This is a genomic window from Mycobacterium lentiflavum (assembly GCF_022374895.2).
Classification (GTDB): domain Bacteria; phylum Actinomycetota; class Actinomycetes; order Mycobacteriales; family Mycobacteriaceae; genus Mycobacterium; species Mycobacterium lentiflavum.
In genome coordinates this window covers 142,135-156,518 of the sequence record NZ_CP092424.2, presented here as the reverse complement: position 1 = coordinate 156,518, position 14,384 = coordinate 142,135, and the positions used below count along the sequence as shown (strand labels likewise).

The following is a 14,384-nucleotide window of genomic DNA, read 5'->3' as shown; positions in this document are numbered from 1 at the left end:
CAGCGGGAAACATGGGGTGTTGCCTTTTGTCGAATGTGACAACTTTGGTTGCCGGTGTCTTTGGCGGCAAGTTATCGTCGCATCAACGAGCTCTACTGCACACGGGGCGAACAGGGTATTCGGACGGGGGTTGGATTGCAATGATGTTTGTTGAAGCACCTGCGCTGGCGGCGCAGGCGGCATCCGAGGGTACGGGCGGGGCGACCACGGCGGCTACTCTTGCCGGTTCGGCACCAGCTATGGGTGCTGTGCTGCCGATGGGCGGCGAGGAAGTGTCGGTCATGTTCGCTCAAGCCATCGCCGCGCACGGCGCGCAGTTCTTGGCGGTAGGTGCTGTGGGCGTAGCCCAGCGCGAGGCGTTCGCCGCCACCGTGGCTACATCGGCCGCCACCTACACCGCCATGGACACCGTCGGCAAGGCGCTGCTGTCGCTCTAACGCGGCGGTGCACTCATGTATTGGGGTATTCCACCGGAAATCAATGCTTTTCGGTTGACCAGGATGGGCGCAGGTCCGATGGCGCACGTCCCACAGATCACCGCGTACACGGCTGCTGCGGTCACCCATTTTGAGCAAGGCGTGCAGCAGCAGGTGACCGCGACGGTGACCGCGCCGGTTTTTCAGGGCTTTGGCGGAATGGGGATGCTCGACAGTGCCACACCGATGGCGGCCTGGCAGCAGGCCGCGGCGGTGCACGCGGAGACCGCGGCGGCCACCATCCAGGCCGGGTTGAGCGCCTACGGTGCGGCCGTCTCGGCGACCATTCCTCATGAAGTGGTGGTGGCCAACCGGATCCGCGAGGCCACCTTGGAGGCGACGAACATACTGGGGATCAACACCCCAGCGATCGGCGAAGCGAACGCCGAATACGGCGAATATTGGGCGCAGAACGCCGGGGCCATGGTCGGCTACATGGGCGCGATGGCCCCCGTGGTGAGCGCGCTCGCCGTCCCGTTGCCGGCGTTACCGGATATGAGCAATCCGCTGGGGCCGGCGGCCGGCTTGGCAGGGCTGGCCGGCGAAGGGGTTGGTGCTGGCGTGCAGGCCTTGGGCGCGGGCGTGAGCGCCGGTGGAGGAATGGTGTCGGCGGGCAGCGGGATCGGCACAGGCGTGGCTACTGGGATCTCGAGCGGCGTGTTCAACGGCACGGGAGCAGGTGTGCAGGCCGCGGGTTCGCCCACTGGAGGACAAACTCCGGCACCGCAGCCAGCTACCGCCGGCACAACCGCGGGGCAGGGCCTGCCCGCGGCGACAAGCCTCGGACAGGGTGTCACGAGCACTGCCCCGCAAGGCAAAGCTCCACTGCTGCAGGCGGGTCAAGGCGGGCAGCCTCCCTTGGGCGAGTCCGGACAGTCCTTGTTGGGCCAGCTCACCCAGGCCCCAACGGAGATGATGAGTTCGCTGAGCTCTCCTCTGGAATCTGTGGGGCAACTCCCGTCGAGTGCCGCTGGGCAGCTAAGCGGGCTGATGGGCCCGTTGTCTGCGTTGACGGGTGGAATGTCGGGCGGTTTGGGTGGCCCCCCGGGCGGGGGAGCACCGGGGCTCAGCGCCGCCAGTGCACCGTGGTCGGGACTTAGTGGCGCCAACGGCGGGTTCGCCGGAGGCGGCTCACCGGTGGCCGCGGCGCTAACCAAGCCCTCTGCTGGCGGGCTGGGCGGCCCGGTGGGTGTGCCGGGCGGCTGGTGGGCCAACGTGCCTGACGGCGCTGACGTTGGCGAACAACCTGCCGCGGGACTGCGAAGCGGCGCGGCAGCGGGCAGAGGAGCCATGGCTCCCGGAATGTATGGGCCGATGGCAGCAACGGGGCGCTCCGGGCGCGGCAGTGAATATGCCGCTGTCGGCGAGCAGGATAAGACGATCACGCTACCGGCCTCTGCGCATGTAGCGCCGGTGCTCACGTCTGAGGGCGTGGTCCATGTCGGGCAGGGAGGCTAGATCCCGGCAGGGGACCGGGTCATTGCTGAATTGATCGAACCAGCAGTAACCACTTTGCTAGCGAAGGAGATACACCATCATGGCGTTGAACGCCGATGTCGCCCAGATGCTTACGGGCGCAAGTCAAATGACGAACATTCAACAAGAGGTGCTAACGGCGTTGGGCCGTTACGTCACAATGAACCAGAACCTCACCGGTACTGGGTTTAGCGGTGATGCGGCGCTGGCGTCCATGGCCACCACCGAAGACATCAACCGGACCGGCCAGCAGGTCAGCCAGCGGTTTCAGAGCGTCATCGACATGATGAAGAGCTCGGCGCACCAGTACCAGCAGGTCAACGAGCAAAACCGCGCGGCGTTGGGCTCCGTCGTTTCGACCTAACCGCGCCGACATTTCAGGCAACGACTTTTAGAGGAGAATTGATTATGGATTCAATGCGTTACGACCACGCGATGATGGCCGATCACGTTTCGGCGCAGGCACAGTTGGTCGCCCACATGAACGACCTGCGCAGCCGCGCTATGGGGACGATCAACCAGGTTGCCTCAGTCTGGACGCAGCACGGTTCTGACGCTGCCCAGGTCGCCATGCACGAGATCGATCAGGCGTTCCAGGCGGTGTTTCACACTATCGAGGACCATGGGCGCAAGGTGGGGCAAGCGTCGACGAACGCGCTGGGCACCGATCACGCGGTCCAGGCCGGTTTCCGGGGCTTGTGACCGAGACCGGCACCGCAGTTACAGCGCGGCTGTCGACCACGTCGGAAGGCTTGTGGTTGGCAGCCGCGCTTTGCGGTGTGGCGCAATTGCCGCCCGCCCTCAAGATCCGGCCCATCGGGGCGGTGCAGGCCACGATCGCCGATCACCCCGGCATGGAGGTGCTCAAGGAGGCGGGAATACTTCGGGGCGGCGAGGTTGACCCGAGCGTGTCCTCGTGGGTGAGGACACTAGGGCGTCCCGACGTCGAGATCGACGTGACGATTACCCGACCGGAGACGCGCCCGGATCGCCTTGAAGGCCCCCCAGTGGTCTTCGCCGCCCCGGAGGACCCCATTGAGGCCGCCGAGGCGCTGGCGCAGTGGTACGCCGCGCGGCCTGCCCAGCGTGTTGTCACGTTGTGTCGGCGCGACAATGCGTGGGTGGCTGCCGCGCGGCTATGGCGACCGGGCCAAGACACTAGCGATGAGGTTGTCGTCAGCCCGCTGGGTAAGAGGGAGATCGCGCATGTCGTCGTCGACACGCTCGGGCCGGCCGAGCCGGCCCAATTCCACGGCATCAATAGCGAAGCGACCGTACTCAATACAGTTCTGGGCGCCTGGCAGGCCAACCCCGCGATCGACGTCATCGCCGGCCTGGTAGAGGTTGGCCTTTCAGTTCCCCAGGCGCGGCTAGTCGAAGCGGTCGCCGATCGGGGCACGACCCGCGCGGTCATCGCCGCGGCCGAATTCTCTATCAGTGGGCCGGCGCGGGCGCCAATGGCGGTGACCGTGGCCGACACCTTGGTCGGCCGCGTCGTGGTTAGTAACAGCATCGGTCCTGACGGCAGGCAATGGACCACGTTGCTGCCCGGCGCCGACCACGCGATCCACACAGCTGTGCTCGAGCTGCTTGAAACTTTGCCCTCTGGCCGCCGCTGGGCTACTCATCAGCGGACCTAAAATTTCGAAACGCGCGAATATGGCGTCCGTTGTAGACGGATGAAAATCGTGGTTGTTACTGTCGCGCTGTGGCCAATTTACGTGGCACCAAGCGAAATTCGGATACGGTCTGGTGACGAGGGGACACGGCATGACAAGCCCACATGAGCGCGAGGAACGCGACTTTTTCAACGACCTGGCGGCGAGTCCGCCGCCAGAGACGCGGCCCGCACCACCGGCAGCAGAACCCCGCCATCCCAGCGACAGCGACGGACCGGCCAGAGATGATGGGCGGCCGCGGTTTGCACCACCTGAGGGCACTTTCGGGCCCCCTACCCCGGACACGACGCCACCACCGCCCTCAGCGCAGCAAGCCGAACCCCATCCGAAGCCGGCGCCCGTTGAAAACTATGGTGCCTCAAATCAATTCGGCCACCCGCAGGCCGCGCCGGAGGAAGCGCCCGGTGGGCGTCGCGGCGCAACGGAGCCAGCCATTCACCCCGATCCCCGGCAGGTGCCGCGTCCGCTCCCGCCGGCACAAGAACGCGGGTGGCGCGAGCCAACACCGCAACCGTCTGCACGCGCCGCGGGCACACCGCGCTCCTCGGACGCACTGCGAGAGCACCTGCGCGCCACGGACTTGATCACCCCTGACAAGGAGGAGCCATCCAAGGGATGGCGCCTGGCGCTGCTCAAAGTTTCTGGTGGGCTCATCAACGTCGGTGAGTCCAGCGACGAGCGCACAGTGCGCGGCCTCAAGACTGCGATCGGGGCCAATCTGCGGGGTACGTACACCGTCGTGGTACTCGGGGGCAAGGGCGGGTCGGGGAAAACCGCGATGACCGTGGCCGCCGCCAGCGAATTTGCTCGCACCCGTCACGACCAAGTGGTCGCCGTCGATGCCGATCCGGCCCAGGCCGCAAATTTGGCTGCCCGTGTCGATCCCAAAGCGTCATCGCTGCGCGCGATCAACGAAGACCTGAACCTTCATGGCTACGCCGATGTGGGGGCCCTGACCGGTCACAACAAAGCTGGTTTAGACGTGGTGGCTTCCCCGCGCCATGGAGGCGCACGCGGGGAGGGGTTGACTTCGCTCGAGTTCGTCAAAGGCCATACGCGCCTACAGCGTTTCTACAGTGTGCTTTTCGTTGACTGCGGCGTCGATCTCGAACACGAGATAATGAAGGGGGTGTTCGAACGCGCTGATGCGGTGCTGATGGTGGCCTCGGCCGTGGCGGACGGCGCCGAAGGCGCGAGCACAAATTTCGAGTGGTTGCGCGACGAAGGCTATCACCAGCTCTTGTCGCGAACGGTGTTGGTGATCAACCACATTCGCCCGCCGCGCAATCGAAAGGATCGCAAGGAGACGGCCAAACTTGTCGCCACACTCAGGGAGCATTTCGGGAACTGGGTCAAAAACGATCGCATTATCGAGGTGCCGTTTGACCCCCACATCGCCTCGGCGGGCGAGATAGACCTTCGACGGGTCAGCCCGAAGACCGCCCGCGCGGTACTGAAAACTGCCGCCGCATTGGCGACAGGATTTTCCACGGCGGCCGATGCGCGATGACCACAGCCCATCCCGCGCAACAGGCACCGGAGGTCCCTCGGCTGTGCAAGGTTCATTTGCTGGTCGGTGATGACAGGCTCATCGATTACGTGCTGCCCGCCGGGGTGGCGTTGATTGCGGTGATCGAGGACCTCATCCCGCGGGTCAACACGATTCTCAAAGATCGTGACCGGGCGCTACTTGATGACACGTTGACCTATCACCTGTGCCGCGCGGACGCTACTCCGCTCGATGCGCAGCGGTCCCTTGATGACAGCCGCGTCTATGACGGGGACTTGTTGTGCCTGTTGCCTTCTGAGGCCACCGAACGGTTCGCACCTGTGATCGAGGAGGTATCGACGGCGCTGGCTCGTTCAGCGCGCCAACAGTTCGCCACGGTCGATCTCACGGTCGGACGTCGCGTGGCCGGGGGGCTGTTCGCGGCGCTGGTGGCGTGGTCGGAGGTGATGTTGGCGCAGCTGTGGTGGCAACAGCATGGCTGGCTGGCCCCCGCAGTGTCGTGGGGATTGGCCGTTGTTTTCTTGCTATCGGCCAGGGCGGCGACCCGGGCACGCGATGAGCAGCGGCGCCTATCCGCGGACTTCCTGGTGTGGTCGGCGCTGATGTGTGCCGGTGCAGGCGCGGCGATGTCGGTGCCGGGACCACCCGGGGGCTGGCATGTGGTGGCCGCGACGGCCACCGTGTTGGCCGGGGTTGCGGCATGGACGATGCTGACCGGACGCTATCTGGGTGTGTTTGCGGGGATGGCCGTCATCGGGTTATCTGCGGCCGCGGTAGCTGCAATCCACGCCAGCGGTTGGCGGGTGCTGCCAGCGCATCTGGCGGTGGTCTTCTTGTTGGCGGATTTGGTGTTGGTGACGTTTGCGACCAGCATCGGCATCTTGGGGGCCGGGGTGCCCGGACCGTGGTTTCCTTCGGTCACCAACCGCGGGGTCTTTGAGACTCGAGAAGGCGCTGCTCTAAACACCGTGTCGCCGGTGGAGCGCCCGGGCACTGACACCGTTGAGCAGATCGCGACGTGGGCGCGGCGCGGCACCGCGATCGTGACGGGACTGCTGTGCGGCGCCGCTGTGGTGTTGGTCGTGGCCGCGCGGTATGCAGTGATGCCCGAAACCGGTGGCGGCTGGCGGTTTTTGGCGTTCACTTTGGGAATTTGCGCTATCTTTGTGCTCCGGTCCCGCTCGTTCGTCGATCGCAATCAATCGGTGGCACTGGCCGTGGGCGCGGTCGCCGCGGTAGCGGTGGTGATCGGCCGATACGCAAGCGCCCCCAATCCGGTCTCGCCGGTCGTGACACTGATATGCGTTGCCGCAGCGCTACTTTTGGCCGCCCTGGGCCTGCTTGGAACACTGGTGGTGCCCAAAGCACACATCAGCGCCCCGGTGAACCGCGCTGTCGAGGTCAGCGAGTACATTCTGCTGATTTTCGTTGTGCCATGGGCGATCTGGTTGCTGAACCTGCTGTGGGTGGTACGAAACGCGGTGCACGGATCATGATCAAAGCCGCGAGCACGCTGTGCGCTATTGGGCTCGCCGCAGCGCTGGTGGCCGTATCGGGCGGCGTGGCTGGCGCGATTGATCCCCCGGTGGTGCCACCTGGGCCGCCCCCGCCTGACCCCGCGCCCGGGCCCGATCAGCCGATGCGCCAGATCGCAGCGTGCACCACAACCGGTGTGTTGCCGGGCACGGATTTGCGCGAGTTACCCGCGGCGCTGCAACTGATGAACATGCCAGAAGCGTGGAAAGAATCCACCGGAGTTGGCGTGGTCGTCGGGATCATCGATACCGGCGTTGCCGCACAACCTCGGCTCCCGCACCTGGTCTCTGGCGGGGACTATGTCATGGGCCCGTTCGGTGACGGCTTAGCGGATTGCGACGGGCACGGCACAGTAGTGGCCTCACTGATTGGGGCGGCCCCCTCCGGTCTCGCGCTGGTCCCTAAGCCGACATGGGCAGTGCCTGCGGCCCCGCCAGCCGGGGCTCCGCTGCCGCGACAGATCCCTCCGCCACCACCTCCGCCGACCGTCACGGTCACCCAAACGGTGGCCCCGCCACCGCCACCGCCTGAGCCCGACCAGCCAGCATGGGCGGGGGCCCCGCCGTCTCCGGCTACCCTTGGTGACGGTCGCGGTCCGGCGCCGCTGCAGCCACCGCCAGGTGGTGGTCCAGATGCCCTGGTCGGCATCGCCCCGGACGCAGTGCTGGTCTCGATTCGCCAGACCGCACAAACCTTCGGCCTTGTTGATCCCGGCGTGTCCGACAACCCCGAGGACGTTCGCCGCGCCGGTGACATCAATTCGTTGGCACGCGCAATCGTGCATGCGGCCAATCTGGGCGTCAAAGTGATCAACATCAGTGTGGTGTCGTGTATCTCGACAGCCAAGCTGCAGGATCAAAGCGCCTTGGCCGATGCGGTCCGCTATGCCGCGCTCGACCGCGATGTGGTCATCGTGGCAGCCGCGGGCAACGTTCATGCCCAGGGCTGCAATGGGCAAAACCCGGACCCGCTGCCGGGTGATCCGACTCGGGGATGGGCGTCGGTCAAAACCATCGCCACACCGGCCTGGTTTGGCGACTACGTGGTGGCGGTGTCGGCCACCGATTCGACCGGCGTTCCCGCCAGCGGCGATGCCGCCTCATTGCACGGCCCCTGGGTCGGCCTGGCCGCGCCGGGAGCCGACATCGTGGGGCTGTCGACCAGCGGGCAGGTGATCAACGGTTCAGTCGATGACGACAAGCTGCACCCGATCGCTGGCAGCTCCTTTAGCTCAGCGTTCGTCGCCGGAGTGGCGGCTTTAGTGCGTGCCAAATTTCCGAATCTGACAGCGCATCAAGTGATTCACCGGTTAGAGGCCACCGCCCACCCTCCTGCCGGTGGGCGTGACGATGTCGTCGGTTATGGGACCGTGGACCCGGTTGCGGCGCTGACCTGGGATGTGCCGCCGGGAGACACGTTCGCCCCCAGGGTACAGCGCGCCCCGTTAAAGGTGCCGGGTCCGCCTCCGGCACGCGACGCGCGCCCGGGCTGGGTCGCTATTTCCATTACCGGTCTCGCGGTCGTCAGTTTAGTGGGACTTGCTGTGGGCCTGACGGTCTCGCGTCGCCGGGAGCAAATCTGATGAAGCAGCGATTTGTTGCGGCCCGTATCGGGTCCCGCGCCCTGGTCGGCGGCGAAGTGGTCGCAGGCTTGGTTGCGCTGGCGCTGAACGCCGTGTTGGATTCGTGGCCGATCGCGGTGGCCACGGGCGCCGCACTAGGACTGGTGATCTGTATGGTGACCTTCCGTCGGCGCACCGTGTGGCAGTGGGTGTGGCGCGTCATGTCCTGGACTCGCCACCGGGTGCGTAAACTCGGCCTGCCTCAACCGGTCGATGTCACCCTCAACGAGCAGACGGTTGGTGTCGTGGTCGACGGGCACACCGTGTGCACGATGATCTCGGTGCTGGGCAAGCCCTACATTCCTACCCTGTTGCATGCCGATCACGCCAAAACGCCTAATACGGTGCCGATTAGCGTGATAGCGCAGGAGATGCAGCGCTGCGGATTGAGCGTTGATGTCGACATCATCTGCGAGGGCAGCCGCACGGCCCGAGACAACTATGCCGAGCTGTATGAGGCGGCGCTGCGGGGGCTGCCGGCGGCTGGTCAGCGCAGCGTGACGTTGGTGGTCCGTTTCGATACGCGCAATGACCGTGTTGTGCCTGGACTGTTGTGGCGGCGGGACACGATCGCCGCGGCGGTGGCCGCTTCCCAGCGGATCACCAGGGCGCTGTGCCAAACAAACTGTCGTGCACGGCTTTTGACCGCAGAGCAGATCAACGATGCGGTGGCGGCGAGCCTGGGCGGGGCCGAGAACGCGGCAGCGTCCTACCAGGACCGATGGACGAATCTGCAGCGCGGCGGGAAAGCCTATGTCACAGCGTATTTCTTCAGCGCCGAGGACGTGCGCTCTGCTGAACTCGACGACGTGTGGGCCTACCAGAGCGACCACACGACCCTGGTGATCGCGTTGCGCGCCGAGCCTAGCGGGGTGCGGGCTTCGGCCCTGGTTCGGCTGACCACCGTGCAACCGCTTGCCAGCTCACCGCGGTTAGTGCTTAACCCGATGGCGGGCCGACAGTGGGAAGCGTTGGCGTTGACTGTGCCTGGGCGCAGGCGGCTGAGCTTGCCGTCTACGCCGGTGTCTGCCGAACTCAACACAGCGGTCGTCGCCGGCGCATCCGGTGTGCTGCTGGGTGAGCTGCGTGAGGCTATGCTGCTGATGCCGATGTCAGATCCTGCGGCCCCAACCCGAATTGTTTTGCGGGTCGATGATGACCAGGTGGTTAAGCGGCTGATTCGCCGGGCGGCCGCAGCAGGCGAACAGGTCGCTGTCTACGACCCCACTGGGCGTTGGACGATGACGTCGGCGTCCCCGCGGATTTGGACGACACGTGACATGACGGCCCAGCCGCCTCGCCCTCCAACGATGGTGATACACAACGGCGGCGCCAACAGCTACCCTCCGGCGCGCACATCGATCACAGTCGGTGATGTGCCCGCTAGTGCTGCACCCGATATCCGTATCGAACAACGTGGCGAGCGAATCACCCTGAAAACACAGCGCTTTCGTACCACGCTGAGGCCTGTGACCTTCCGTAACGAAGATGCGTATCTGCGGTAAATGATCAGCCCGATGTGGGTGGTCTTGGTGGACGAATATCGGGATGGGAGTGCACGATTGCGGGTATGGCTTGCGACAGCGCTCGTGATGATCTTGCCGACATCGATCTGCAAACCCAGCGTCGCGCAGTGCGTTTCTTTTGGGTGGTGTTGATAGGTGCAAGCGCGGCCTCGATCGCCGGCAACGCGTTACACGCGATCGTGCAGGCCGAACACGTCGCTCCGGTGCTGGCGGCCGCGGTAGCCACGGCCCCACCTTTGGTGTTGCTGGGGTCCACCGAAGGGCTTTCGCTTCTGATCAAGGTGCACCGTCGCCCGACTCTGACGTTTTGGGCGGCGCTCATCATGACGCTGTTACTGGGTGCGGGTGCCTTTCGCCTGTCATTTGATGCGTTGTGCAGCTTGGCCATCCGCTGTGGTATCCGCCCGACCTTAGCCTGGTTGTGGCCATTGATCATTGACGTCACGACCGCCCAGGCGACCGTCGCCCTGGTGGCCCTGACCCGCCTCCAACACAGCCGGGTGCAGGCGCCGGCGGCCCTCGACGAAGAGACGGAAGTGTGGCTGTCGGCGACAGATCTGCCACTCGGTGAGGCCTCAGCAGGAGACCGGGATAGCACCACGGGGCGAGTCGACGCGGCGCAATCGCTATCGTCGGTTCCGAGAGCAGATCCTGTTGTGCCCACCCGAGAGCGCCATGACCGCGCCGTACGCACAGTGATGGCATCCAAAAAGACCAAGCAGCCGCCAGAAGTCATTGACGCGGTGCTGCGCCGCCACGCTGACGGGCAACGGCCCGGTGAGATTTCCGAGGGCCTGAAGTTGCACCACACGACGGTGAACCGAATTCTGGCCACGGCGCTGCACTCTGCGACAGCAGTCTAGAACTGATGGTTGGCGAATGTTGCTGCTTTGGTAGACGTTTGACGCCAGCCGCGGCCATGATGACGCGGTGGGCAACGAACCGTACACCCCGTACTGCGGGCTGACCTACAATCGGGAAAACGTTGCCGTGCGCGCTGCGACAGCACCTCACATCCTGGTGAGCGCACCAACACGCACAGGTAAGACGCGCAGAATATTGGCCCCGGCGGCGCTCATGCATCCCGGGCCCGAGGTATTGGTGTCGTCGAAACCTGACCTGGCAGAGCTTGTTTTAAGGCGGCGCAATGTTGGCATCACGGGTGTGATCGATCTGCGTCCCGAGCACACTGAGGTCTGGCCAGCGGGGGTTAGGCGGATGGTCACTGACCCGACCCGCATGATCACCAGCGCCCATGAAGCGTTGACGGTGGCTGAGACCATGCTCGCGACGTCGGGCGTGGGTTTTAGTGGAGCTGGTGGCAACGCTGTTGCTGCGGGCGGGCTTTGGGAAAGTCAGGCCGCGCCTCCGTTGGCATGTCTGCTCTACGCGGCCAGCCCGTTGGGAAACGGTTTGGGAATGCCCTGGGTGCTCGATGCCGTGCAAGATTTCGGTATCGACGAGCTCGAGGGAGACCAGCAGATCCCCGAGATTGGGAGGCCGTCGTGGCTGACAGCTTACGGGCTGTGCGAACAACCGAAACTCGCGGCCCCGCTGTATGCCGTTATCGCCGGGATGGACTCCCGGCTGCGTGACAGCATCAAGATCACGGTGTCAAAGGCCGTAACACCGTGGCTGCGTTTGGGTTTGAGCGCCGACGAGGGAGCACCATATTTGAGTGCGGTCGACCGTATCGCTGTGGAGTCATTCGATGTCCGCATGCTAGATGAGCCAGACGCCACGTTGTTTGTGATCGCCCCGAACACCGGCTCGGTCGCTGGCGCTGCGGTGGCTCTCATCGATTCGATCGTGCGCCATTTCCGCCGTAAGATGGCCAACCATCAACTGACTCATCGGCTACTGCTGGAGCTTGACGAGGTATGTAACGCGTGTCCGTTGCCGGATCTGTTGACCTATGTGGGGGAGTCAGCGGGACTAGGTGTCAACATCTTGGCGACCGTGCAGGCATCGTCGCACTTCGACGTGGTGTTTGGGCCCAAATACGCTGACGCGCTGCGGGATATGTTTCCGGGCACTCTGATCATGTATGGAGCTCACGAGCGCTATCTGCTTGAGCAGGCCTCGCATTGGTTGGGTGAGACAACCCGGCGCACCGAATCCTATGAACCCACAGGCGGGAGTCGAGGCCAATCCTCGCAATTCGGCCAGGCGATCGGTTGGCAGGAACTGCTACCCCAAACCCGGGAAGAAGCCCAGCTTTTGCAACGCGGCACAGCCGGCGAACGAGTCGTTATCCCGGACTGGAGCGAATTCCTGCCTTTCTTCGACCAGGCGGTTCAGCGCCGAATCAAAAAGGCCCAGTGATAGTTTCGGATCGCTGCGACCGTCACAAGCTTGAGGGCGGGGATATGAGTCCTCCGAACGACGCAGTGTCGCAGTCATTTCCAACATGGGTACGTCAGGTTTTGATTCGATCCTGAGGCGCTGCTGGGCTTCGGGAAGTGAGTCGCAGCGGGCGTGGTAGCCCGCCGATCGATTGGATCTACGCCGGAGGCTCAAACTGGAAGCGCTCGTCGGCGATTGGATGATCGAACACGATTTCGACGGTCGTGATCCGCTTGAAAGGCTTGGCTTCACGGAAGCGACGGATTCAAGGAGAACTCCTCATTCGAGGTCGATTTCAAGCGTGTAGTGGTCCGCACCGGTGCCGAGTTGGTGAAGCCCCAAGGATCGCAATCCGGTACGTGAATCCGGCGGGCGCGCTGTTGCGTCGGCTGTGAGTGTGGCGCGCCCCGCGATTGTCGAGCGGCCAATGGCTGCGAAGTTCATGGCACTCAGCAGTGGAGTGGGATCGAGCATGACAGAGACTTCCTTGCCGATACCGCTGCCAAGCTTCGGATCGTCCTGATTGCTCAAAGTTCCCAGGTGGGAGTTCCAGGACCACCATAGGTCGCCGCGGCGGACTCCGTAGGCACCGTCGCGCCAGTCGCCGCTTTCGTGTTCCTGGCGGATGCGATCTCCGTGACACCAGATCCGAAGGATCTCCTCGTGCTCGGCCGGGGCGGGTGGGCCGCTTCGCCGCGACGAGACCGTCGCAATCGATGCGCCGCGGCTCTTCTGCTCTTCGATGTCGGCGTGAAACGCCGCCGCTAACCGCTCGTCGTGGCGCCAGATCCGATAGGTTGCTCGAACCGTTGTGAATGCATCCTCGCCGCGGTGTAGCAGCTCGAGCACGGCGCCGAGATCGCGGTCTTTGTCATTCACGGTGTCGGGCACAAGGTTTAGGCTACGCACCAACTACCCCCCGCGACGCGACTGTCTCCTGCTCATTCGTCGAATTTTGCGAGACCGCCTCTGAGTTGACCGGTTCGAAGTGTTGGTTGGTGGAGCCCAGCAGGGCGCTGATTGCGCATATTAGACACCAACTGGCGATCGCCGCGATGATCGCGGCTCCGCTGAGGATGGGGGCCCAGCGGATAGGTGGTGGGGTTCGTCGGCGTGCGTGCAGGGATGGCGGGATGCGCCGTGATGGGCCAGGTTCGGGTGGCGGGTCTAAGACCGTGGTCATTGGTAGCGTCGGCCCGAGAATGAGGTCATCGTCAACGTCGACAGCTTCGGGTGTCAGTGGCCACCAGTCGCTGGATCCTTCCACGGCCAACCAGCCTTCGAGGACGCCGTAGACGGCTGCGGTGAGCAGGGTCGCGGGCAGTTGGACCAGAAGCCACGGGATGATCAGCTGGCCCCAGAGACTCGGGGAAGGGTTATAGAACGGCAGCGGCAGTGCTGCCAGCGCGGCGCCCCAGAGTAGTGCCGGGATCGGGTAAGCGCGCAGCCGCTCGGGGATGAGCGTGACGATTAGTAGGTAAGTGAGTTTGCCTGCCAGCCAGCCCAGCGGCGCGATGGTCGCACAGGTTAATACCAGTGCGGCTTCGAATGATCCGCTGGCCGAGGTGGGGGAGCGCATCGGGAACGGGAGGGCGACGACGTCGTCGTGTGGGTCGGGTCGGGCACCGACATCGCTGCGTGTGCGGGCGCGAATTTTCTTGGCGAGTAGTTCGGCGCGACGCTTTTGGAAGACGAATATCCCGGCGTGTGCAGCTATCCAGGCTCGGCGTTGGTCGTCGAAGATGTCAGCGGGCATGCTCGGCGGGGTCCCGGCTTGCTAGGAGTTCGTTGAGCAACTGACGGGCGTCGGCCAGGATTGAGTGGCATTGCTCGACGAGGCCTTCGACGGCCTGCAAGACGGTGCGTACGTGGGTGTCTTGGGGTGGCGGTGTGGCTGGGACCCCGCCGGCAAGGATCGCCTTTGAGGACCCGTGGGCCCAGCCCAGGGCCTCATCGAGGCGGACCAGCGTGGCTACCGACATGGTGCGTGAGCCGTTGCTGGATTTGTGCAGTGTCGAGCGGTTGGGTCCGCCGCGGCGGGCCAGTTCGACACGGGACATGTGCAGGACCGCCAACCGTTCGGCGACGAAGTGGTCGAGGCGCGCTGGCCCATCATTAGGTGCATTCACGCCCACGAAACTACCTAAACGCAACCATTGTCGTCTAACAGTGTGGACAGACTCGCCTATTTCAGCTTACGGTTGCGTGCATAGG

Annotated in this window: 14 protein-coding genes; 11 read left to right on the top strand and 3 right to left on the bottom strand. The window is 64.5% G+C overall.

What is annotated here, in order from left to right:
• The first annotated feature begins 140 nt into the window (after nucleotides 1-140).
• The 11 genes from MJO58_RS28180 (at nucleotide 141) to MJO58_RS28125 (ending at nucleotide 12,149) form a co-directional block, all read left to right on the top strand.
• On the top strand, nucleotides 141-437 hold the full coding sequence (locus MJO58_RS28180) for a PE domain-containing protein (protein WP_061559484.1): 297 nt from the start codon (nucleotides 141-143) through the stop codon (nucleotides 435-437).
• Nucleotides 438-452: 15 nt separating this feature from the next.
• On the top strand, nucleotides 453-1,934 hold the full coding sequence (locus MJO58_RS28175; RefSeq protein WP_082811603.1) for a PPE domain-containing protein: 1,482 nt from the start codon (nucleotides 453-455) through the stop codon (nucleotides 1,932-1,934).
• Nucleotides 1,935-2,019: 85 nt separating this feature from the next.
• Nucleotides 2,020-2,316, top strand: a complete 297-nt coding sequence (locus MJO58_RS28170) for a hypothetical protein (RefSeq protein WP_239723494.1) — start codon at nucleotides 2,020-2,022, stop codon at nucleotides 2,314-2,316.
• A gap of 44 nt (nucleotides 2,317-2,360) precedes the next feature.
• On the top strand, nucleotides 2,361-2,654 hold the full coding sequence (locus MJO58_RS28165) for a WXG100 family type VII secretion target (protein ID WP_061559481.1): 294 nt from the start codon (nucleotides 2,361-2,363) through the stop codon (nucleotides 2,652-2,654).
• A 56-nt stretch (nucleotides 2,655-2,710) separates the two neighbouring features.
• Nucleotides 2,711-3,592 (top strand): ESX secretion-associated protein EspG, encoded by an 882-nt coding sequence (locus MJO58_RS28160; RefSeq protein ID WP_239723493.1) that lies wholly within the window; start codon nucleotides 2,711-2,713, stop codon nucleotides 3,590-3,592.
• Between the two features lie 619 nt (nucleotides 3,593-4,211).
• Nucleotides 4,212-5,141, top strand: coding sequence for a MinD/ParA family ATP-binding protein (locus tag MJO58_RS28155; RefSeq protein WP_175364742.1), 930 nt, complete (start codon nucleotides 4,212-4,214; stop codon nucleotides 5,139-5,141).
• The gene (gene eccD, locus MJO58_RS28150) at nucleotides 5,138-6,637 is read left to right on the top strand and encodes a type VII secretion integral membrane protein EccD (RefSeq protein WP_061559478.1); all 1,500 of its coding nucleotides are present in this window, start codon (nucleotides 5,138-5,140) and stop codon (nucleotides 6,635-6,637) included. The genes MJO58_RS28155 and eccD overlap by 4 nt, the downstream gene beginning before the upstream one ends.
• On the top strand, nucleotides 6,634-8,259 hold the full coding sequence (locus MJO58_RS28140; RefSeq protein WP_061559477.1) for a S8 family serine peptidase: 1,626 nt from the start codon (nucleotides 6,634-6,636) through the stop codon (nucleotides 8,257-8,259). Before eccD ends, MJO58_RS28140 begins: the two co-directional genes overlap by 4 nt.
• Nucleotides 8,259-9,803, top strand: coding sequence for a type VII secretion protein EccE (gene eccE / locus MJO58_RS28135; RefSeq protein ID WP_061559476.1), 1,545 nt, complete (start codon nucleotides 8,259-8,261; stop codon nucleotides 9,801-9,803). The genes MJO58_RS28140 and eccE overlap by 1 nt, the downstream gene beginning before the upstream one ends.
• Nucleotides 9,804-9,868: 65 nt before the next feature.
• Nucleotides 9,869-10,687: a DUF2637 domain-containing protein gene (locus MJO58_RS28130; protein ID WP_061559475.1), complete on the top strand. Its 819-nt coding sequence runs from the start codon at nucleotides 9,869-9,871 to the stop codon at nucleotides 10,685-10,687.
• Nucleotides 10,688-10,754: 67 nt separating this feature from the next.
• Complete coding sequence (locus MJO58_RS28125) at nucleotides 10,755-12,149, top strand: type IV secretory system conjugative DNA transfer family protein (protein ID WP_239723492.1); 1,395 nt, start codon at nucleotides 10,755-10,757, stop codon at nucleotides 12,147-12,149.
• 300 nt (nucleotides 12,150-12,449) lie between these two features.
• Here the strand turns inward: MJO58_RS28125 and MJO58_RS28120 are convergent, their stop codons facing one another.
• From MJO58_RS28120 to MJO58_RS28110, 3 genes are read right to left on the bottom strand one after another with little or no spacing between them, the layout of a single operon-like run.
• On the bottom strand, nucleotides 12,450-13,061 hold the full coding sequence (locus MJO58_RS28120) for a hypothetical protein (protein WP_061559473.1): 612 nt from the start codon (nucleotides 13,059-13,061) through the stop codon (nucleotides 12,450-12,452).
• A 10-nt stretch (nucleotides 13,062-13,071) separates the two neighbouring features.
• The gene (locus MJO58_RS28115; RefSeq protein WP_061559472.1) at nucleotides 13,072-13,926 is read right to left on the bottom strand and encodes a hypothetical protein; all 855 of its coding nucleotides are present in this window, start codon (nucleotides 13,924-13,926) and stop codon (nucleotides 13,072-13,074) included.
• Nucleotides 13,916-14,299 (bottom strand): helix-turn-helix domain-containing protein, encoded by a 384-nt coding sequence (locus MJO58_RS28110; protein ID WP_139043415.1) that lies wholly within the window; start codon nucleotides 14,297-14,299, stop codon nucleotides 13,916-13,918. The genes MJO58_RS28115 and MJO58_RS28110 overlap by 11 nt, the downstream gene beginning before the upstream one ends.
• Nucleotides 14,300-14,384: the final 85 nt, after the last annotated feature.